This window comes from Flintibacter sp. HCN-6482 (genome assembly GCF_037892565.1).
GTDB classification, from domain to species: domain Bacteria; phylum Bacillota; class Clostridia; order Oscillospirales; family Oscillospiraceae; genus Lawsonibacter; species Lawsonibacter aceti.
The window spans coordinates 47,766-68,953 of the sequence record NZ_JBBKBK010000004.1; the positions used below are offsets into that span (position 1 = coordinate 47,766).

A 21,188-nucleotide genomic window follows, 5' to 3' on the forward strand; every position below is an offset into this window, starting at 1 on the left:
GGGGAGGAGAGAAGATGAACAGGATTTACGCCGCGGCTGACCAGCTAATCGGGCATACTCCGCTCTTGGAACTGACACACATTGAAAAGGAGCTGGGTCTGGAAGCGAAGATCATTGCCAAACTGGAGTATCTTAACCCAGCTGGAAGCGTAAAAGACCGCATCGCCAAGGCCATGATCGACGATGCGGAGGCAAAAGGCCTGCTAAAACCCGGCAGCGTCATAATCGAGCCTACCTCCGGTAATACCGGAATCGGCCTTGCCAGCGTTGCTGCCGCCCGCGGCTATCGCATCATTATTGTCATGCCGGAAACTATGAGTGTAGAGCGGCGGCAGATTATGAAGGCCTACGGCGCGGAGTTGGTACTGACAGAGGGAGCCAAAGGCATGAAGGGCGCCATCGCCAGGGCAAATGAGCTAGCCGCAGGCATCTCTGACAGCTTTGTGCCGGGACAATTTGTGAACCCCGCCAATCCCGCCGCCCACTATGCCACCACTGGGCCGGAGATTTGGATAGATACCGAAGGTGTCGTGGACTACTTTGTTGCCGGAGTGGGCACCGGCGGCACTGTTTCCGGCGTGGGAAAATTTCTAAAGGAGAAAAATCCCGATCTCAAAGTCATTGCCGTGGAGCCGAAAGACTCTCCGGTACTCAGTGGGGGGTGCGCCGGATCCCATAAGATTCAGGGCATCGGCGCTGGCTTTGTTCCTGATACGCTGGATACTTCCATCTATGACGAAATCATCCCGGTGAGGAATGAGGATGCCTTTGCTTTGGGCCGGCTGACAGGCAGAAAAGAAGGCGTCTTGGTTGGAATCTCTTCCGGAGCTGCCCTGTGGGCCGCCTTGGAAATCGCCAAGAGGTCGGAGGCCAGGGGCAAAACAATCGTGGTGCTGTTCCCTGACACCGGAGACCGGTATCTCTCCACCCCCCTCTTTTCAGAATAACCAAAATCATATCATCGCATTGAAAAAGCCGCCGCATATGCGGCGGCTTTTTCAAGCGCACATAGTATGCATGGTCAGATCGGGCAGGCTACCTGTCCATCAGCTCTTATCAAATCAGCAATGGTAATACTATCGAAATAGTCATTGACCATCTGGTTCAATTTCTTCCACATCGGCAGGGTACGACACTCCGCCGCACGACGGCATTCATTGCTGCCGGAGCCCAGACAGGCCACGGGAACTAGGCTGTCCTCTGTACAGCGCAAAATTTCTCCCACCGTATACTGCTCTGGACCACGATTCAGACGGTACCCTCCGCCTTTGCCTCGAAGCCCCGTCAGCAGATTCCCACGTACCAACAATTTCAGGATGATTTCCAGATACTTTTCCGATATCTCCTGCCGCTGGGCAATTTCCCGCAGGGGAATATAGCCGTCCGAAGGATGTTCGGCCAAATCAATCATCACCCGAAGCGCATAGCGGCCTTTTGTCGAAACAATCATTATCATATCCCCCTTTCGATAATCCTATTATACAACAGGGTTAATCATATATCAATGGCTTCATCAAAAAGTCATGGCTACTACTTGAAACACAACAAACATAGTGATATAATAGATTTATAAAACCTACATTCCTACTATGATTAAGAAAGGAGCTAGATACCCCATGATCTACGCGGATAACGCCGCAACAACAAAACTTTCTCCTGTGGCGCTTGCGGCGATGACGCCTTATTTCACGGAGGACTATGGAAATCCATCCTCTTTATATAATCTCGCTACTCACTCGAAGGCGGCTTTGGACAGGGCCAGAGCTGACGTGGCGCTGTGTCTGAACGCTCAACCAGAGGAAATATTCTTTACTTCCGGAGGCACTGAGAGCGACAACTGGGCGCTACGCGGAGTGGCAGAAGCTCTTAACAAAAAGGGGAAGCATATCCTGATCTCCGCCGTGGAACACCACGCTATTCTTCACACAGCCCAATGGATGAGAAAGCAGGGGTTTGATGTGGAGGAGCTTTCGGTAGACGAATTTGGTACTGTACAACCGGAAGTCCTGAAAGACGCTTTGCGGCCTGACACGATTCTTGTTTCCATTATGATGGCCAACAATGAAATTGGGACGATTGAACCAGTTAAGGAACTTGCTGCCATTGCCCACGAGAATGGTACGCTATTTCACACAGATGCCGTGCAGGCGGCAGGCCATATCCCGGTGGACGTAAACGATCTGGGGGTAGACTTACTCAGTCTATCTGGGCATAAATTTCATGGTCCGAGGGGGGTGGGTGTCCTGTATATCAAATCCAGAACTCCTATTCTACCGCTGATCCACGGCGGTGGTCAGGAGCGAAACCGCCGTTCTGGGACAGAGAACGTGGCTGGCGCGGTGGGGCTTGCCGCCGCCTTAAAAGAGCGGTGTGCCGTTTTAGAGGAAGAAATTCCCCGTATCTCCACGCTGCGGGACAAACTGATCCAAGAGGTCTTAAAGTTTCCCCGAACCCGCCTCACCGGCGACCCGGTAAACCGCCTGCCATCCATCGCCTCATTTACTTTTGAGGCCATTGAGGGAGAATCCATTTTACTGAAGCTTGATGCGAGAGGCATCTGCGTTTCCAGTGGCTCCGCCTGTTCCTCCGCTTCTTTGGAGCCCTCCCATGTGCTTCTGGCCATTGGCCTCCCCCACGAGATCGCCCATGGCTCTGTACGGATCAGTCTGGGAAGTGATGTAACGGAAGATGACGTGGATACCATCATTCTGGCACTCAAGGAAGTTGTTGATCATCTGCGGGCCATGTCCCCCGTTTGGGATACCACGGCCCAAAAGGCGACTTGGTAAAGGAGAAGAATACCATGATTTATTCTGATAAAGTTATGGACCATTTTAATCATCCTCGGAATGTGGGGATCATTGAGGATGCGGACGGAGTTGGTACCGTAGGCAATCCAGTGTGCGGCGACATCATGAAAATGTATCTCAAAATTGACCATGGCGTTATCACAGATGTCAGGTTCAAGACCTTTGGCTGCGGTTCTGCCATCGCTACCTCTTCTATGGCAACTGAGATAATAAAGGGCAAGACCATCGAAGAGGCATTGACTATGACCAACGCCGCTGTTGCGGAGGCATTGGACGGTCTTCCCCCTCATAAGATGCACTGTTCCGTCCTTGCAGAAGAAGCAGTAAAAGCGGCTTTAGCTGACTACTATACAAAGCGGGGCGAGCCCGTACCACCAGAGTGTTCAGTAGAAGCCGATGGGCGCTGAATCCCTTTGTCGGTCTCCTTTAGAGCCTTTTAGTCTGATAAGGACCTAGGCTGGAAAACCACACAGCCGATAACACGCAGATCTCATTGCGGTTATCGGCTCTTTTTATCGAAATCTTTTCAACGGCCTAATCGCTTGCGGCCGCATACAAATTTTTCTCTCTTGAAACGTCTGTTTTCTGTCATATACCCCTGGGAAGGCTGGACCTATCTGGCTCTGGATTGCGCCCGTTGGAGCCCCAGCTGCTCCACACAGTCCGCCACCTCCGGCCAGGCGGCCAGGAAGGTGTGTATCCCCGCTCTGCGGGCTACCTCCATTTTTCGACGCAGGGTGTCGCCATCATCAAAGAGGACAAAGTGGGCTCCACCCTCCCGGTTCATATAGGTAAAATACCGAGCGCAAAGCTCTCCGGAAAAGAACACCGAGGGGTTCATCTGCCGCCTTTTCTGGGCCAGTTCTTCCCTGGTCAGGGGCTGCCCGTTGCCTGTGGATGAAGGCAGGGCAAAGTCCTCCGCCACCCTCTGGAGCGCCAGAGCCACCCGGTCCGCCCCAAAGCAGCCGGACGCCTCCTCCAGCCGAAGGGCCAGAGAGCCTCCAGATAGGGCGGAGGATATCATGACTCTGGCCCGTTGAAGCCTGGCTCCGTAACTTTCCGGCACATAGAGGGTCCAGCCCCGGCGGGCAAATCCCTCCTCCAGTGTGGCGGCCATCCGCTCCAGCGGGGGCAGCTTGGCATCAAAGTCCAGTACCGCCCCCGTGAAGCCACGGGCGGAACACTCCCGGACCACCTCCTGGCACAGCGGGCCGGGGTCGCCCAGACCGTCGAAGCCCTGATTGTCCACCACCATGATCCCGCCCCTGGGCTGGACTGTGCCGCCGCCCGCCCGGAACAAATGCGGCCCCCTCCCCACCCGATAGGCCAGGTGACCTGGGGTCACATCCCACCCCTGTACTGACCGCAGAGTCTGAGGCGGCGTGGTAATGATAATGGTGTCCCTCGTCATGACGGCTCCCCCTTGCCCAGAATATTGTATCGTGATATACTTAACCGATGATTGTGGTCAGACCAAATGGAGGCCCGCTCCCTCCACTCTATGCCAGCGGGCCAAAGCATAGAACGAGACATAAGGAGGACCTACCCGTGCCCTTTTCACCCATTCCCCGGGGGGTATATCCCTCGGTCACCCACATCAGCCCCAGCGAGCTGGCCGCCAAAGGGGTCCGGCTGGTACTGGCAGACCTGGACAACACCCTTGTCCCCTACCATGTGACAGAGCCTTCCCCCGAGGTGGCCGCCTGGGCCGCAGAGCTGGCGGAGCAGGGGATCCAACTGTTCCTGCTGTCCAACAGCCGGAAGCCCGGCCGGGCGCAGAAGTTTGCCGAACAGCTGGGCATCCCCTATCAGGGGCACTCAGGCAAACCGAAAAAAGGGGGCTATCTCCGGGCTATGGAGCGGATGGGCTGCCGGCCGGAGGAAACGGTGATGGTGGGGGACCAGATCTTTACCGATACCCTTGGGGCCAACAACGCCGGGGTCATCCCCCTGCTGGTGGAGCCTATTCGGCTGGCGGGCAATCCGGGCCGATACCTCCGCTACGCCGCTGAAACCCCTTTCCGGATGCTGGGCAGAAGGAGGCCCTTCCTATGAGCGCCAAATTTGGCCCGGCGGGCAATTCCGACAGCTTTTCCAAGGCACACCGCTCCTCGGTGGAGGCCCCGGAATGGATCGCCGGCCTGGGGCTGGACTGCTATGAATACCAGTGCGGCAAAGGGGTCCATGTGGGAGAAGAAACCGCCCGCAGGGTGGGGGAGCGGGCCCGTCAGGCTGGCATCTCCCTGTCCCTCCATGCGCCCTACTTCATCAACCTGGCCAATCCCGACCGGTCGGCCCTAGAAAAGACCATCGGCTATATCTCTGCCGCCTGTCTGGTGGCCAGCCAAATGGGGGCCGGCCGGGTGGTCATCCACTCCGGGGCGCTGATGAAGCGCAGCCGGAGGGAAGCCCTGGACATCGCGCGCCGCTCCCTGCGGGATGTCATCGCCGCCTGTGACGACCAGGGCTTTGGCCACATCGCCCTATGCCCAGAAACCATGGGCAAGATCAACCAGTTGGGAGATCTGGACGAGGTGCTGGAGCTGTGTACCCTGGATGAGCGGCTGATCCCCTGCATCGACTGGGGGCATCTGTACGCCCGCTCCCTGGGGGCAGACGACGGGCAGGAGGCATTTTCCCGGATGCTGGACCGGGTAGAGGAGGTACTGGGGACAGAGCGGGCTGCCCGGTTCCACAGCCATTTCTCCCATATCCAGTTCACTCCCGGTGGAGGCGAGAAGTGCCACCGAACCTTTTCCGACAACGACGGATACGGCCCCGGCTGGGCGCCGCTGGCTGCCGAGGTGGCCCGCCGGGGCTGGAGCCCCACCTTTATCTGCGAGAGCGCGGGGACTCAGGCGGAGGATGCTCTGACTATGAAACGAATCTACGAGCAGTATGCCGCAAACCCATGAGAGGCTCTCATGGAGCTGCGCCGAAAGGAGAAACGGTATGGATATGGCAGGACGGGAGCAGGCTGTCCGCCGCTGGTTTTCTATGTGGCTGGAGGGCCGGGACACCGGTATTCTGCAGCTTTTTGCTCCAGATGCCCTGTATATCGAGAGCTGGGGGCCGGAATATCGCGGCGCCCAGCAGATCAAGCACTGGTTTGAGGAGTGGAATACCCGCGGAAAGGTACTGGCCTGGGACATCCGGGGCTTTTTTCACAGAGAGGACCGGACGGTGGTAGAGTGGTACTTCGAAAATAAAATGCACGACGGAACGGCAGAAATATTTGATGGCCTCTCTCTGATAGACTGGGATGGGGACGATAGAATCTGCCGCCTTCAGGAGTTTGGATGCAATCTTCACCGGTATGACCCCTATGCCGATGGCCCAGCTCCAAAATTCCGGGAAGCGCCCAACATCTGGTTTTGAGGAGAAACTATATGAACCATATTGCTAATATCGCAAAAAAACTCCCTGAATACGGCCTGGACGCCATGCTGATCACCAGCCCCTCCGGGGAGCGGTACGCTCTGGGCTTCCATGGTGAGGGTCTGCTCCTGGTCACCCGGGACGGGGCCCGCTACACCACCGACGGTCGGTATATCGAGGCCGCTCGGGAGCAGATCGTGGGAGCGGAGGTATCTCTAGTCACCGCCGGCAGCGGCCACCTGTCTCAGGCCAAGGAATTTATCCAGGTCCATGGGCTGCGCAACGTAGGCTTTGAGAGCGGTGAAATGACCGTAGACGCCCACCGCCGATACAGCCAGGAGCTGCCCTGCATCCTCACCCCCGCCCAGGGACTCCTGGATGATTTGCGAGCCAGCAAGGACGAGGGGGAGCTGGCCCATATGCGCCGGGCCCAGGAAATCACCGACGAGGCGTTCAAGGCCATTCTGAATTTTATCCGGCCCGGACTGACCGAGCGAGAGATCGCTGCCCGACTGGTATACGAACTGCTGCGTCGGGGCGGGGAGCAGGTGTCCTTTGACCCCATCGTGGCCGCCGGGCCCAACGGCTCCCGCCCCCACGCCGTGCCCGGAGATCAGGTGGTGGATGTGGGGATGTTCATTACCATGGACTTCGGCTGCAAGGTGGAGGGCTACTGCTCTGACATGACCCGCACGGTGGCCCTGGGACAGCCCAGCCCGGAGATGGAGAAGGTGTATGCCGCCGTTTTGGCCGCCCAGCGGGCGGGCATCCAGGCCGCCCGGGCTGGGGTATCTGGTCGGGAGGTGGACGGCGCGGCCCGGCGGGTACTGAGGGAGGCGGGCTATGGGGATTATTTTACCCACAGCTTCGGCCACTCCCTTGGAGTGGATATCCATGAGTCCCCTAATGCCAGCCCCAGTGAGGACCGCGTTCTCCCAGCGGGGGCGGTCATCTCTGCCGAGCCCGGCGTGTACATTCCCGGTAGATTCGGCGTCCGCATTGAGGACGTGCTGGTCCTGAAGGACGGCGGATGTGAGGACATCACCCGCTCCCCCAAGGACCTGATCGTATTGTAAAGGGGACAAGATGCATACCACCCAATATGCCAGGCCCCATACAGAGAGGAGGCCCCCGGCCCATGTCCATTGAATTGAAGCAGCTAGATACAGACGAGATCTTACGTTACATGGGCTGTCCCCCGGACCAGGCCGGAGCGGACCTGCGAAACCAGGCCCAGCTCTGTGGCCGGCACATATGCCAGACGGCCCGGCTCCGCTGGGCCTGGCGCTGTTACGATATACTCCAGGAGGAGAACGGCGTGCGTCTGTCCTGCGGCCTGCTCCTCCCCGGCCGGGACCTGAAGGCCCATCTGGAGGGCTGTGTAAGGGCGGTAGTGTTCTGTATGACTCTGGGGGCAGCGGTGGACGTGCTTATCCGGAAGACCCAGAGCGGAGATATGCTCCAGGGGCTGGCCCTGGACTGCGCCGCGGACACGGCGGTGGAACAGGGGTGCGACCAGATCGAGTTGGAGCTCCAGGCTATGTTTCCCGGCTGCTCCTTCCCCTTCCGGTACAGCCCTGGCTATGGGGATTTGCCCCTGACCGTCCAAGGGGAGCTTCTCTCCCTGCTGGACGCTCCCCGCAGGGTGGGGCTGACGGCCAGCGCCAGCCACATCCTCATCCCCCGGAAATCGGTGACTGCCATCCTGGGGGTATCCGACCGAGAGATCGCTAGAAACAAACGAAGCTGCCTGGGCTGTCCCGCCCAGGGCGGCTGCCAATACCGAAAGGCAGGTGGACACTGTGGACTTTTATGAGCTGTTGAAGGGCCCCGGCCCTGTGATCCTGGATGGCGGCATGGGCACCATGCTCCAGGCCAGGGGGCTGGGCCTTGGGGAGCATCCGGAGCTGGCCGCTCTTGAGCATCGGGACTGGGTGGTGGATATTCACCGCCAGTACGCCCAGGCCGGCAGTCAGATCCTGTGCGCCAATACCTTTGGCGCCAACCGGGAAAAGCTGCGGCGCACCGGAAAAACTGTGACCGAGGTGGTCCCCCCCTCCATTGACGCCGCCCGTGAGGGCGCCGCGGGGAATGCCCTGGTGGCCCTAGATATCGGCCCCATCGGCCAGCTTCTGGAGCCCACGGGCTCCCTGCGGTTTGAGGAGGCGGTAAACATCTTCAAGGAGGTGGTCCTCGCCGGGGTTCCGGCCGGGGCGGACCTGGTCCTGATCGAAACCATGACCGACCTCCAGGAGTGCCGGGCCGCCCTGCTGGCTGTCAAGGAGTGCTGCTCCCTGCCGGTGATGGTCACCATGACCTACGAGGACCGGGGCAGGACCTTTTTGGGCCACTCCCCCGCCTGCGCCGCTCTGGTACTGGAGGGGATGGGGGCAGACGCTATCGGAGTCAACTGCTCTCTCGGTCCTCGCGAGATGCCCCCTCTGGTGGAGGAGCTGACCCGGTGGTCCACTCTGCCCATCGCCATCAAACCCAACGCCGGCCTCCCCGACCCTGGCGGAGCCGGCTATGATATCACCGCGGAGGAGTTCGCCGCCGCTATGGCCGACCTGGCCCCCATGGGGGTCAAGCTGTTCGGGGGCTGCTGCGGTACCACCCCGGAGTACATCGCCCTGCTGAAGCGGGCCCTGATGGGGCAGGCCATCCGGGAGCCCTCCCGCCAGGTGCCCGCCGCCGTGTGCGGCCCCACACTAGCCGTACCCATCGACCGGGTCCGTGTCATCGGCGAGCGTATCAACCCCACGGGAAAGAAGCTGATGAAGGAAGCCCTGCGCCGGGGGGATGTGGACTATATCCTGAACCAGGCTCTGACCCAGGTGGAGGCGGGGGCTGATATTTTAGATGTAAACGTAGGTCTGCCTGAGGTGGACGAGGAGGAGATGATGGTCCGGGCGGTGAAGGCCATCCAGGGGGTATGCGACGCCCCCCTTCAACTGGACTCCACTGACCCCAAGGTGCTGGAGCGGGCCCTCCGGGTCTACTGCGGCAAGGCCATCGTTAATTCGGTGAATGGGGACCGGGAAACCATGGAGGCCATTCTCCCCCTGGTCAAGAAGTACGGGGCCGCCGTGGTGGGACTGACGCTTGACAAGGACGGCATCCCCAAGACCGCCCAGCAGCGGGTGGACATCGCCCGCCGCATCCTGGAGGCGGCCCTGTCCTACGGCATCCGCCGGGAGGACGTATATATCGACTGCCTGACCCTCACCGCCTCGGCGGAACAGGAGGGTGCCTCCCAGACGCTGGACGCCCTCCGCCGTGTCAAGGACGAGCTTGGGCTGAAGACGGTGCTGGGCGTATCCAACATCTCCTTCGGTCTGCCCGCCCGACCCCTGGTCAACCAGACGTTTCTCACCATGGCCATGACCTGCGGCCTGGACCTGCCCATCCTCAACCCCAACACGGATGCTATGATGGCCGCTGTCCGGGGCTACCACCTGCTGATGAATGTGGATCGGGAGGCCCGTGCGTTTATTGCCGCCTACGGAAACGCCGAAATCAAGACCTCCATTACCTCCGGCGGGGCTGGAGGCCAGACTCCTGTACCGACGGAGGGCCGTTCTCTGGCCCAGATCGTGGAGGCCGGACTAAAGGGTGAGGCTGGTGAGGCCACCCGCCGCCTGTTGGAGACCACCTCCTCCATGGATATCGTGGACCACATCCTCATCCCCGCTCTGGACCGGGTGGGAGCTAATTTTGAGGCGGGCAAGGTCTTCCTGCCCCAGCTCATCCAGTCCGCCGGGGCTGCCCAGGCCGCTTTTGAGGTCATCCGGCAGGAGATGTCCGGCCCATCTGACCAGACGTCAGGCAAAGGCCCCATCGTGCTGGCCACCGTCAAGGGAGACATCCATGATATCGGGAAAAACATCGTCAAGGTCCTATTGGAAAATTACGGCTACACGGTCATCGATCTGGGCAAGGATGTAGACCCCGGCGACGTGGCGCAGGCGGTACGAAAGCATCAGGCCCCTCTGGTGGGGCTCTCGGCCCTGATGACCACCACGCTGAAAAGCATGGAGGACACCATTGCCCTTCTCCATAGCCAGGAATTGTCCTGTAAGATCGTGGTCGGCGGTGCCGTCCTGACCCCGGAGTATGCCGTGCAGATCGGCGCCGACTTCTACGCCAGGGACGCCAAAGAAAGCGTGGACGTGGCCAAGCGGGTAATCGGCTGACCCCTTCTCTTTCTCATTGTGCTTTGGTCCGTGGTCTGCTATAATAGTGCAAAATGCGACCTGCTTCCCCACACAGGGCCAGACAATGAGGTGAGATCATGGACCAGAACAAAATACCAGAGGCGCCTCGTCCCCCAGGACGGAGGGCGGCGCCCCGCTCCTCCGGATGGGGAAAACGCCTGGCACTGGTCTGCGGCCTGACCGCCCTTGCTCTGGGAGGCGGTGCCATGCTGCTCACCCTGTTCCTGGGCGGCAAGCAGCCCCCGCCTCCTGTCACCTTTTCCTACCGGGACCAGATATTGACCGCGATAGATGGTCTGGCTGTGAACCGCTACGGGACCAAAGGCTTCTCCACCGATCCACTGGGCCGGGTGTCCTATGAGCGGGATGGCCTTTTGGCCAAGGCGGGTATTGATGTGTCCTTTTACCAGGGGGAGATCGATTGGCAGGCCGTGGCGGCGGACGGCGTGGACTTCGCCCTCATTCGCCTAGGTTACCGCGGCTACACCGAGGGAGGGCTCTTCCTGGATTCCTTCTACAAGGCCAACATTCAGGGGGCCCTGGAGGCTGGACTGGAGGTGGGCGTCTACTTCTTCTCCCAGGCCATCACCCCCCAGGAGGGGATGGAGGAGGCCCAGTTCGTGCTGGACGCCCTGGCTGACTGCGACATCACCTACCCCGTGGTCTTTGACTGGGAGCCCATCACTCCCGGCAATGGTGCCCGCACCGACGGGCTGGACGGTCAGACTCTGACCCAGTGCGCCGTCTCCTTCTGCCGGACCATCCAGGAGGGTGGGTATCAGCCCATGGTCTACTTCAACCAGGACCAGGGCTATCTCACCTACGACCTGACCCAGTTGGACCAGTGGCCCTTCTGGCTGGCGGAATACGACCAGATCCCAGGCTTTTATTATCACTTTGATTTTTGGCAGTACACCCACACCGGCACGGTAGCTGGCATCCAGGGAGAGGTGGACTGGAACCTGGACCTGCGCCCGACTGCCCTGCCGGAGGAACCGGAAGAATAAATTTATTTTGGGAGGCGGCGACAATGCGGCTGAGAAATGACTGTAACACCATTGTCCGGGAGGCCATCGCCCAGGTCCGGCCGGATGCGGCAGTGGCTCGGGCTCTGGCCGGAAAAGAGTTCGGAGCGGGAAAGCTGATCCTTGTAGCGGTAGGTAAGGCGGCCTGGTCCATGGCCCACGCGGCCTGGGAAAGTCTGGACCGCAAACCGGATGGGGGCATCGTCATCACCAAGCACGGCCACAGCGAGGGTCCCATCGGAAACCTGGAGGTCTGGGAAGCGGGCCATCCGGTCCCTGACGACGACACCTTTGCCGCCACCAGCCGGGCCCTGGAGCTGACCCAGGATCTCAAGCCGGAGGACCGTGTTCTGTTCCTGCTGTCCGGCGGCGGCTCTGCCCTGTTTGAAAAACCCATCATCTCCACGGAGGAGCTGCAGGACATCACCAGGCAGCTCCTGGCCTGTGGAGCGGATATCACAGAAATGAATACCATCCGCAAGCATCTCTCCACTGTCAAGGGGGGCCGTTTTGCCCTCCACTGTGCCCCGGCCCAGGTCTTCGCGGTGGTGCTGTCCGACATCATCGGCGACCCGCTGGACATGATCGCATCTGGTCCCGCCTACCCCGACAGCTCCACCAGCGCCCAGGCGGAGGCCATTGTGTCCCAATACGGCATCAGGCTCTCCGCGGAGGCCGCCGCCGTCCTGGCTCAGGAGACGCCCAAGGCCCTGGACAACGTGGAGACTCAGATTACCGGCAGTGTCCGGGAGCTGTGCCGGGCCGCTGCCGACGTGTGTCGCCAGCTGGGATATGAGCCCGTAGTCCTTACCGACAGCCTGACCTGCCAAGCCAGGGAGGCGGGCTCCTTCCTGGCCTCTATCGCCCGGTATCACCAGAACAGCGCGCGGTCTCTGGCCTTCCTGGCCGGTGGGGAAACGGTAGTGAAGCTCACTGGGGCCGGCAAGGGCGGCCGGAACCAGGAGATTGCCCTTGCCGCGGCCGAGGGGATCGCCGGCCTGAGGGACACCGCTGTCTTCTCCGTGGGCTCTGACGGGACGGACGGCCCCACGGACGCCGCCGGCGGCTTTGTCACTGGGGAGACCCGTGGCCAGTTGGAGGAGAAGGGTGTGTCCATCTTCCAGGTCCTTCAGGATAACGACGCTTACAACGCCCTGGCCGCCTGTGACGGGCTGATCGTCACCGGGGCTACAGGCACTAATGTCAACGACGTGGCCATAGCCCTGATCCGCCGGTAACGGCGCAAACACCTTGATATACAGAAGTCCCCGGTATCCAGACAGGATACCGGGGACTCTCTTTATATTTTCAGGATCTCGTCCCCTACAGACTGTGCCATCTGGTCTACCAGTTGGAAATCCACAAAGGGGTTGTAGAGGGCCTCCAGGTCGTCGTGCATGGCCTTGGCCTGGGCCAGAGACTCCACCGCCTCCTCCGCCAGAGCGGCGGACACCTTTTTGGCGAAGCGAAGTCTGGGCCGGCTGTGCCGGAGGATCTCCCGATCCGCGGCCGCGTCCAGCCGGATCCGGCGGTATGGGCTCCCTGGGAAGGGCAGGACGGAGGTAGAGGTCAGGAAGGCAAGCCCCAGCTCCGGCACCAGCAGGTGGGCCAGCCGGTCAGGGGCCATGGGATCGGGGCAGGCCACTATGTCATAGCCCCCGGCGGCCCCTCCGGCCAGGATATGGACCAGCAGCTCATGGGCCAAGCCGTAGCTGTCCACCAGCTCATAGATCCGGTCACACTGGGCGGTCGCTGTATCAAACAGCGTCATCGCTCCCTTGTGTGTCACCGCGCCCAGGAATCTCTGCTTTACCTGTCCGCTCTGGACGCCTTTACGCTTTTTGAACTCCCGGGACAGGATACCATGGGCTCGTTTGGCCAGCTTCTCCCCCAGAACGTCAGTAAGTAGAGTGGACCGCACATCCTCGAAGATCTCCGCCGACGCCCCCAGGCATCGATAGGCCCGCTGGTAGCAGCCCTTATAGCCCGTCATACAGGACATGATCTCCTGGCGTCGGACCGCCAACCCCTCCTTGTCATAGCAGTCCCCCATGTTTACATACCGGTCCACTACGCCGGGATACTTGGGCTCCACCACATGGGGAGCGGTCCCGTCCACCAGGGCTACCCCTAGCTGGGGGAGCAGCAGCGCGTCCAGCGAATCCGGATCTCCGGAGCATAGGATGTACTCGGTATCCAGACCTTCCTCCTCCATCCGGGCCCCTACCCGGCGCATCAGGGTGGATTTTCCACAGCCCGGACCGCCCTTTAGGATATAGATAGTCCGGGCCCGTTCAGGCTGGATGAGTTCAGGGTAAAGAGAGTAAAAACCAGTGGGGGAATTGGCCCCCAAAAAATATTGGATTTTAGGCAAAGAAGTCATGACCGACCCTCCGTATCAACGAATCTGTACCCCAGACTATGCCGCGGCGGCCCAAAGGGTGAGGAAGCTGCCCCCCTCCCCTGTCTCTTTTTTATGTACAAAAAGGTCTTGACTTTTCTCCTCATCGGTGATATGGTTAATTACACAAGTAATTAACCAACGAACAGAAAGCGTATGGGAGCCTAAGGTCCAGAAGAGGGGCACTATCTCATGGAAAAATCAACGTCTGGATAAAAGAGCACAAAAAGTAGAGGGGCGGTATCGCCTGTTGCGCTATTTCATCGTTGCGGTCTATAGCATTTTGCTGTAACGGCTCCTGGATGCTCTCCGCCGCGCGGAGGAAACAATTATGGAGGTGATCATGTGCATGGAATCCTGAACGATCAGTCCCTGATCTATCTACAGATTGCCCGGATGCTAGAGGACGACATCTTACGGGGGATCTACCAGGAGGAGGAGCAGGTGCCCTCCACCAATGAGCTGGCACGGGGCTATAACATCAACCCAGCCACGGCGGCCAAGGGCATCAATATGCTGGTGGCCGATGGGATCTTATACAAAAAAAGAGGGATCGGTATGTTCGTATCCCCAGGAGCAGGTGATACTGTGAAACAAAAAAGGAAGGCCGCCTTTTACGACGGATTTGTGAAACCGCTGGTCAAAGAGGGAACCGCCATCTCTCTGACCGGAGAGGAGCTGCTATCTATGGTGGACCGTGCGATCAAGGAGGGAGAGCAATCATGCTGACCGGAATTTTAAAGGCTCAGGGTCTGTATAAATCCTATAAGGACAAAGAGGTACTCCATAATCTGGACCTGACAATAGAACCAGGCAAGATCTATGGCCTGATCGGCCGGAACGGGGCGGGCAAGACCACTCTGCTGGGCATCCTCACCGCCCAGAACACCAAGGACCGGGGCGAGGTGACCTACGACGGACAGCCCGTCTGGGAAAACCAGGCGGCACTGGACAACATCTGCTTCTCCCGCGAGCTGCAGCCCACCCTGTTCTCCGGGCAGAACAATCTGAAAATCCGCCACTATCTCCGCTCTGCGGCCATCTACTACCCCGGTTGGGATAGGGAATACGCCCAGCGGCTATTAGAGGAATTTAAGCTGGACGAGAAAAAGAAGATCTGTCAGCTCTCCAAGGGGCAGATGTCCATGGTGACCATCCTCATCGCCCTGGCCAGCCGGTCTCCCATCACCATCCTGGATGAGCCGGCGGCGGGACTGGATGTGGTGATGCGGGAGCGGTTTTACCAGCTTCTGCTGGACGATTTCGCCCAGACCGGACGGACCTTCCTGGTGTCCACTCACATCATCGAGGAGGCCGCCTCCGTCTTTGAGCGGGTCATCATCCTGGATGAGGGCCGTATCCTGGAAAACTGCCCCACCGAGGAGCTGGTGGGCCAGTTCCGCTACATCTCCGGCCATGAGGATGTGGTAGATCAGGTATGCGCCGGGTTGGAGGTGCTGTCCACCCATCAGATGGGCCGGCACAAGACCGCAGCCGTCCGGGGGAGCGGAGTTAAGCTCCAGGACGCCCTCAAGGCCGATGTAGATGTGTCCCCCATGAACCTTCAGAACGTGTTTGTGGCCCTGTGCGGACATGGGGACACCCAGTGAGGAGGGACACCAATGTTGAAATCCTTTCGCTTTCTCTTCCAGTTCGCCTGGATCAATCTGGCCTGCCTGCTGGGCTTCGCCGTCCTTGTAGTAGTGGGCTGCTACGCCACCGGGGTGCCCGGTGGGGCGAGCAATCTGTTCGCTACCTACTATGGCGCCTTTCCCCTGGTCACCCTGTTCGTCCTATTCCTTTTCGCCTTTTCCCTGTGCACCAGCAACCTGAATCTGGGGCTGTCCTTTGGGGCCCGGCGGCGGGACTTCTTCTGGGCCGTGCAGGGAGTGCTGGTCGTGTACACTGGGTTCTGCTGGGCCGCGCAAGTCCTGCTGGCTGCTCTGCCCCAGTTGGGTGGCTGGATTGAGGAGGGCCGTTGGACTTTGATTCGGGCCTTTTACGGAGGGACGCTGTGGGTGTTCCCTCTAGTATGTTTGACCATATTGGTGCTGGGCTGTCTGGGCGGGCTGGTGTCCGCCAAGTCCAAGGTCTGGGGCGCCGTCATCCTCTCCGTGTCCGTCATCGCCCTGCTCATAGGCTCCCTCCTCCTGGCCCTCATGGCCGATCTGGACGCCTGGTCCTTTCTGATGGGCAGCGCCTGGAGTGGTATGTGGGGCAGCCTGCCCGCCATTCTGACCATCGGAATGTTAGCGACGCTGGCCATTGGTGAAGTCGTTATATGGCGGCAGATTTTCCGTTTTGCAGTGAGGTGATCGGGATGCTGAAAAAAGTGATACGGCTCAACCTGGACGACCTGTTTCTGTGTCTGGGCGTGGTAACCGGACTATTTGTGTTGATCCAGGGCGTGATAGCCGCGGTCCTGCTCCTCTCCGCTGAGAACAGCGGCATCATGATCTCCGGGACCGTACTTCCCATCGTGGCGGGTATTATGGCTCTGGTTGTAACGGTAGCGGCTATGGGGGTGAGCTTTGAACAGGCCATCCGCTTTGGCCAGACCCGCCGCCGAGCCCTGGGGATGGAGCTGGGGAGGAGCCTATTCATGGGTGTCTGCTCCATGGGCATGGCCGCTCTGCTCACCGCACTGGAGCATATGGTGTCCCCGGTACTGTGGCTGAAACTGACCGGCCTGCCGGGGCTGTCCCTGGAGGGCATCTCTCCTATGCCCGAGCCCAGTCTAGGCGCTCCTGTGGACCCCGCCTGGGAGAGCACTCTATTTATCGAGGACTTCACCCCGAACTGGTGGTGGTGGCCCGCCATTCTGGTCTTTGCTCTATCCTGCGGCCTCATTATCGGCGCAATCATGCAGCGCTACGGCGCCAAGGGTGGCTGGATCATCTGGGGTATCTGGATGGCGGCCTGTTTTGGCCCCCAGCTGGTGGGTAGAAACGCCTATTTCATCGGCGATATGAGCCAGATCATGGTAGTTTTCTGGGTGGCGCTGACTGTAGTAGGTGTGATCTGGTCCTTCTGGTCCCTGCTTCACGCGGCAGTCCGGTCATGACGCCACTTTCCCCTTGCTGTTCTGTTCAGGATAGGCTATAATACAAGCAAACAGGCAAAATGATCCTTAACACGGAACAAAAACAAGGAGGAAACAAGCTATGTCTTTTGTCACCCTTGAGCAGAAGGGCCCCGTGGGCATCATCACCATGAACCGGCCCGATGCCCTCAATGCGCTGAATGAGCAGGTACTTCGGGATCTGGACGCCGTCCTGGACCAGGTAGAGGAGCGTGAGGATATTCTGGTGGCCATCGTCACCGGAGCCGGCCGCTCCTTCGTAGCCGGCGCGGACATCGGCCAGATGTCCACCCTCACTTCCGTGGAGGCCAAGAAATTCGGCGCTTACGGCAATGGGGTCTTTCTAAAGCTGGAAACTCTGACCAAGCCCACCATTGCGGCCGTCAACGGCTTTGCTCTTGGAGGCGGGTGTGAGCTGTCCATGGCCTGCGACATCCGCCTCGCCAGTGAAAAGGCCAAGTTTGGCCAGCCGGAGGTAGGTCTTGGGATCACCCCTGGCTTTGGGGGAACTCAGCGTCTGGCCCGGATCGTGGGCATCTCCAAGGCTATGGAGCTGATCCTCACCGCCAGGACCATCGGCGCCGCCGAGGCCAAGGAGTTGGGCCTGGTGAGCCATGTCTATCCCCCCGATGAGCTGATGGACAAGGCGCTGGAGCTGGCCAACGCCATTGCATCCAACGCCCAGGTAGCCGTCCGCCAGTCCAAGTCCGCCATCCGCCGGGGGCTCCAGACCGATATTTACACCGGTGCCGCCTATGAGAGCGAGGCTTTCGGCCTCTGCTTTGCCACCGAGGACCAGAAGGACGCCATGCGCGCCTTCGTCAATAAGGAGAAGCTCACCTCCTTCAAAAACCGCTGATCTCTCCAGAAAGAAAGCCCGCCTGAAAACGGCGGGCTTTCTCTTTTTCAAAATGGGCATAAAAAAAGAGCCCTTTGGCTCCACACCTCCAGCTCCCCGCCTGTCCACGGTGCTCTTTGAAAAAGAAATGACCCTTGACTGCCCGTTTCGTAATCCGTTGCAGCCAAGGGTCATTTCTGGTGGTTCTTGTTATCTAACATCAATTGTTTACCTCTCTTTCTACAGAATCGCCATACCACATCTCGCCGGTCCCGGTCCTTGTATCTCTCCCAAATCATTGTGGCCGCTTCTGCGGCTCTTCCTCATATGTGAGGCATCTTGCGGCGGAACATATACCTGACCTTGCTCTGTGGTATGTCCCTGTGCTGGTGTTTCCGCTCCGAGAAGATTCTTTCTGTCCGATGTCATTGGCATATGGGACTTTCCTCAAATGTTCTTCTTGTTCTCCTCTTTCTGATTTTTATGCTTCTCGGCCTTGCATCACAGCATCAGGTGCGGGGACTTTCTTAATACATTGGACTCATCCTTTCTGGTTATAATGTACCACATCTCCACTCTATTGTCAATAGTATTTGTGAGAAATTTTCAAAATTTTCTGTGCCGTCAGCTCTACAGCACAAGTCTCAAACCACCGTCCTGCAAAAAGCGCCCCAAGCCGAGGCCGGAGCGCTTTTTCTCTGTATTCAGATCTCAGGCGGAGGCGCGTCCCCGGCCAATGTCTGGAGATACTGGTAATAGGGCACCAGAAATCGAAACCCCTCCAGCACCTGGTCCGCCAGTTCAGGGCCGAACAGGGGGCCCTCACAGTTGTGGTCGCTGGAGATGACCAGCTGACGACTGTTATACCAAGGAAACAGAAGCTTTCCCGGGTCCCCCTTGGGCCGCTTATACTGCCGGCCCTCCAGCGCAAATTCCCCCTGCCTCTCCAGCCTTCGGGCCAGCTTCTCCAGAGGTTTTGGGTCCCGGTCGATGCGGGCCCGGAGCTTGGCCATGGTTACCGGAGGCAAATCCCAGGCTCCCATGCCATAGCTGTAATACTCCGGGGCGATCTCAAAGTAGAAGCTGGGCTCCGCCCCCTCGTTCTCGTTCCGGCGGCGGAGGGAAAACCAAAGGTGGTCCTTATAGGGCCCGCGGCCAAAGAGCCGCCGGGCATCCCGGTAGATACGGCTCACCTTCAGCTCCAGTCCAAGCTTGGGGAATTCTTCCGTCATGGCCTGACTCACCTGAGCGGCCAGCTCCCGCATGGGGGCGTCCACCAGAGTCAGGAATTCCTCCTTGTGGGCTAAAAACCAACCTCGCTCGTTGTTGAAACGGATGCCCCACAGAAAATCGATGGCACCCTGGGAAAATCCTTGGAACATCGTCCTCTTCCTCTCTGTCTGTCAGGTCGCCGCCTCCGTATTCTGGCCAGAGGATGCCTCCTCACCCTGGCTGGAGGGTTCTTCCTGCTCCTGGCCGGACTGGTCGGAGGGCCGCTCTCCACCACTCACTCCCTCCGTCTGGGTTTGGTCGCTCTCGCCGGCGTCCGTCTGCTCAGATGCCGGCTGGTCCTGTGCGGGCTGGTCCGTCCCAGCCTCCCCTTCTCCGGTACCGGGGACGGCTCCGCCCTCTGTGCCGGGGCCTGCTGTCCCTCCGGTCTCCGTACTGGGGTCCACAGGAACCTCTGTCCCAGGGTCAGTGCCGGGCTGCGGCGGCTTGCCGTCTGGCCAGGTGCTGGGGTCGCCGTCGGCCGGGTTATAGTGATACAGGTTGGGGCGCATACTGTATTTGCTGCTCCCCATATCCTGCTTCTCCAACAGATTGCCGTCCTTGTCGTAAATATACCGATAAGTGTGGGCGCTCCAGCCGGTGTAAGCGTACTGCTCCTTATCCAGCACCAGGGTACCCTGGGGAACACTGGGGTCTGGCTCATACTTGGTGGTGGGCGCCACTTTGTCAAAGACGCTGCTCTTGGGGATGGCGTAGATGCCATCGGGGTTGGTACCATAGATCTTCACATTCAAATACCGGCTCCCGTTGGAGTCATAGCTGCTGGTCACGATCTTGACGGGGTACTCGGTATTGTTTTTGAACCGGAAGTCCAGAGAACCAAAATATACCGTGGCGTCCATGCCCAGATCCACATAACCAGTATTGAACTGATGGTCGTGCCGCTCCACGACCTCCAGCGGGGTATGAAGAACGGCATAGTAAATGGTGGAGGAGGTCTGGCAGATGCCTCCGCCGATGTCGTCCACCGACTTTCCGGCCTGGTAGGTGGGGGCGTTTTTATAGCCCTTTTCCGGCGTGCGGCTGCCGGTGGTATTGTTGTAGGAGAACTCCTGTCCAGGTAGGAGGATCACGTTATTGCAGGCTTCGGCGGACAGCTTGACGTTGAACTTGCGGTTGGCCGAGCCAGTCACCCTGGTGGTTCCCTCCCCCAGCAGGTCCTGAAACAGCTTTTCTTCCAGGCTCGCCTTAGTCTCCTTGGGTTGGGTCAAGGTAACGGGGATAGAGAAGGTCTCCCCCTCCGCGGCTCCCTCATAGGCGGCCTTCAGGGCATCCACGTCAAAGTCCACCCCCACCACATGGTCGGTGATCTGAAAGGTATCCGGGTCCATCTGGGCACTGACCGGCTCGGTATGGAACTGAGTATAAATCTCATCAAAGTCGGGTTCTTGGGGAGGTATCTCCTCGGGGTAAAGCTGCCGCTCCACCTCCGCGTTCCCCTCTTGGCCGCCACCCAGCTTCTGCTCCATCGCCTCCTCCAGCGCGGAAAAAGCTCCCTCCCGGGCAGACTCCCGGTCCAAGCTCACCCCGGTGCGGCCCTTGGTCATCACCAAACGGTCCCCCTCCAGACGCCAGGCGGCTCTGGTCACATCACCGTCCAGATCCTGTTCCATCTGGTCCAGCAGGCGCTCCAGTTCTGTTGTTTCCATACTTCTGGTTTCCACCGACCACTGTTTGCCCAAAAGTCTGGCGGCGTACTGCCCTCCCTGGGTCAGAAAGTGATCTCTGCCGTCTGTATAGGCCGCCTGCGCCGAGGCGGACCAGTCATAGTTCATCTGGGAGGCGGTGATGGTGCCCCGCCACTCCCCGTAGGTGATAGTCCCGGCAATCTCATCTCCATGCTCCGCCATGGCCTGATCCAGCGCCTTCCGAGCCTGCTCTACGGTCATGCCGGACACATCCAGGCCGGCGATGGTCGTGTTGGGAAAGATCCGGTCCATCGTTCCCACCCAGGCGCACAGCCCCAGATATGCCGCCAGCAACGCACCCAGAACTACGCCTGTCACGATAAGCCACGTTTTCTTTTTTCCATTCTCCGGCGCCTTCATCACGCGCTCGCCTTCCATGCTATCCCTCCAAGGAAGCCCTTATTGTGACAGGGCCTCCCTCTATTTTCTATCTGGGCAAAAAGCCAACTGCGTTTATTATAT

General features: G+C 59.4%; 21 protein-coding genes. 16 read left to right on the top strand and 5 right to left on the bottom strand.

The genetic code is table 11. The features are described from left to right. The first annotated feature begins 14 nt into the window (after nucleotides 1–14). A complete protein-coding gene (gene cysK / locus WKS99_RS11780) occupies nucleotides 15–947 on the top strand; it encodes a cysteine synthase A (protein ID WP_147573303.1) in 933 nt (310 codons plus the stop codon). Between the two features lie 74 nt (nucleotides 948–1,021). Here cysK and WKS99_RS11785 read toward each other — a convergent pair whose 3' ends face one another. Further along, nucleotides 1,022–1,450 (bottom strand): RrF2 family transcriptional regulator, encoded by a 429-nt coding sequence (locus tag WKS99_RS11785; RefSeq protein ID WP_147573301.1) that lies wholly within the window; start codon nucleotides 1,448–1,450, stop codon nucleotides 1,022–1,024. Between the two features lie 166 nt (nucleotides 1,451–1,616). On the opposite strand from WKS99_RS11785, the gene nifS reads away from it, so the two are divergent. Continuing rightward, entirely contained in the window at nucleotides 1,617–2,789 is a 1,173-nt protein-coding gene (gene nifS, locus WKS99_RS11790; RefSeq protein WP_186851862.1) for a cysteine desulfurase NifS, read from the top strand. A gap of 14 nt (nucleotides 2,790–2,803) precedes the next feature. Further along, on the top strand, nucleotides 2,804–3,217 hold the full coding sequence (gene nifU, locus WKS99_RS11795; RefSeq protein WP_186851861.1) for a Fe-S cluster assembly scaffold protein NifU: 414 nt from the start codon (nucleotides 2,804–2,806) through the stop codon (nucleotides 3,215–3,217). A 206-nt stretch (nucleotides 3,218–3,423) separates the two neighbouring features. On the opposite strand, the gene WKS99_RS11800 is transcribed toward nifU, so the two are convergent. Then, on the bottom strand, nucleotides 3,424–4,221 hold the full coding sequence (locus tag WKS99_RS11800) for a hypothetical protein (protein WP_340406149.1): 798 nt from the start codon (nucleotides 4,219–4,221) through the stop codon (nucleotides 3,424–3,426). A 137-nt stretch (nucleotides 4,222–4,358) separates the two neighbouring features. Here WKS99_RS11800 and WKS99_RS11805 point away from each other — a divergent pair, with 137 nt between their 5' ends. From WKS99_RS11805 to WKS99_RS11840, 8 genes are all read left to right on the top strand, one after another. Continuing rightward, on the top strand, nucleotides 4,359–4,865 hold the full coding sequence (locus WKS99_RS11805; RefSeq protein ID WP_240288391.1) for a YqeG family HAD IIIA-type phosphatase: 507 nt from the start codon (nucleotides 4,359–4,361) through the stop codon (nucleotides 4,863–4,865). Beyond that, nucleotides 4,862–5,725, top strand: coding sequence for a TIM barrel protein (locus tag WKS99_RS11810; RefSeq protein ID WP_186851860.1), 864 nt, complete (start codon nucleotides 4,862–4,864; stop codon nucleotides 5,723–5,725). The genes WKS99_RS11805 and WKS99_RS11810 overlap by 4 nt, the downstream gene beginning before the upstream one ends. 43 nt (nucleotides 5,726–5,768) lie before the next feature. Continuing rightward, nucleotides 5,769–6,188 carry a nuclear transport factor 2 family protein gene (locus tag WKS99_RS11815; RefSeq protein ID WP_147573314.1) on the top strand — a complete coding sequence of 140 codons (420 nt, stop codon included), beginning with the start codon at nucleotides 5,769–5,771 and terminating at the stop codon, nucleotides 6,186–6,188. An 11-nt stretch (nucleotides 6,189–6,199) separates the two neighbouring features. Further along, complete coding sequence (locus tag WKS99_RS11820; RefSeq protein ID WP_186851859.1) at nucleotides 6,200–7,264, top strand: M24 family metallopeptidase; 1,065 nt, start codon at nucleotides 6,200–6,202, stop codon at nucleotides 7,262–7,264. A gap of 62 nt (nucleotides 7,265–7,326) precedes the next feature. Continuing rightward, complete coding sequence (locus WKS99_RS11825) at nucleotides 7,327–8,004, top strand: methionine synthase (RefSeq protein ID WP_147573287.1); 678 nt, start codon at nucleotides 7,327–7,329, stop codon at nucleotides 8,002–8,004. Further along, entirely contained in the window at nucleotides 7,991–10,381 is a 2,391-nt protein-coding gene (locus WKS99_RS11830; protein ID WP_340406154.1) for a homocysteine S-methyltransferase family protein, read from the top strand. Before WKS99_RS11825 ends, WKS99_RS11830 begins: the two co-directional genes overlap by 14 nt. Before the next feature lie 98 nt (nucleotides 10,382–10,479). Beyond that, entirely contained in the window at nucleotides 10,480–11,409 is a 930-nt protein-coding gene (locus WKS99_RS11835) for a glycoside hydrolase family 25 protein (protein ID WP_186851857.1), read from the top strand. Between the two features lie 23 nt (nucleotides 11,410–11,432). After that, nucleotides 11,433–12,665, top strand: a complete 1,233-nt coding sequence (locus tag WKS99_RS11840; protein WP_340406156.1) for a glycerate kinase type-2 family protein — start codon at nucleotides 11,433–11,435, stop codon at nucleotides 12,663–12,665. 62 nt (nucleotides 12,666–12,727) lie between these two features. Here the strand turns inward: WKS99_RS11840 and WKS99_RS11845 are convergent, their stop codons facing one another. Continuing rightward, complete coding sequence (locus tag WKS99_RS11845) at nucleotides 12,728–13,810, bottom strand: hypothetical protein (RefSeq protein WP_240288397.1); 1,083 nt, start codon at nucleotides 13,808–13,810, stop codon at nucleotides 12,728–12,730. 363 nt (nucleotides 13,811–14,173) lie between these two features. Between WKS99_RS11845 and WKS99_RS11850 the strand changes: the two genes are divergently transcribed. The 5 genes from WKS99_RS11850 (at nucleotide 14,174) to WKS99_RS11870 (ending at nucleotide 17,769) form a co-directional block, all read left to right on the top strand. Next, complete coding sequence (locus WKS99_RS11850; RefSeq protein WP_147573267.1) at nucleotides 14,174–14,557, top strand: GntR family transcriptional regulator; 384 nt, start codon at nucleotides 14,174–14,176, stop codon at nucleotides 14,555–14,557. Next, the gene (locus WKS99_RS11855; RefSeq protein WP_147573265.1) at nucleotides 14,551–15,438 is read left to right on the top strand and encodes an ABC transporter ATP-binding protein; all 888 of its coding nucleotides are present in this window, start codon (nucleotides 14,551–14,553) and stop codon (nucleotides 15,436–15,438) included. Before WKS99_RS11850 ends, WKS99_RS11855 begins: the two co-directional genes overlap by 7 nt. A gap of 12 nt (nucleotides 15,439–15,450) precedes the next feature. Continuing rightward, a complete protein-coding gene (locus WKS99_RS11860) occupies nucleotides 15,451–16,143 on the top strand; it encodes a hypothetical protein (protein ID WP_262670158.1) in 693 nt (230 codons plus the stop codon). Between the two features lie 5 nt (nucleotides 16,144–16,148). After that, nucleotides 16,149–16,892: a hypothetical protein gene (locus WKS99_RS11865; RefSeq protein ID WP_340406162.1), complete on the top strand. Its 744-nt coding sequence runs from the start codon at nucleotides 16,149–16,151 to the stop codon at nucleotides 16,890–16,892. Between the two features lie 100 nt (nucleotides 16,893–16,992). Continuing rightward, a complete protein-coding gene (locus WKS99_RS11870) occupies nucleotides 16,993–17,769 on the top strand; it encodes an enoyl-CoA hydratase-related protein (protein WP_340406164.1) in 777 nt (258 codons plus the stop codon). 683 nt (nucleotides 17,770–18,452) lie between these two features. Here WKS99_RS11870 and WKS99_RS11875 read toward each other — a convergent pair. Beyond that, a complete protein-coding gene (locus WKS99_RS11875; protein ID WP_147573257.1) occupies nucleotides 18,453–19,130 on the bottom strand; it encodes a DUF2461 domain-containing protein in 678 nt (225 codons plus the stop codon). 21 nt (nucleotides 19,131–19,151) lie between these two features. Then, nucleotides 19,152–21,104: a VanW family protein gene (locus WKS99_RS11880; RefSeq protein ID WP_340406167.1), complete on the bottom strand. Its 1,953-nt coding sequence runs from the start codon at nucleotides 21,102–21,104 to the stop codon at nucleotides 19,152–19,154. Nucleotides 21,105–21,188: the final 84 nt, after the last annotated feature.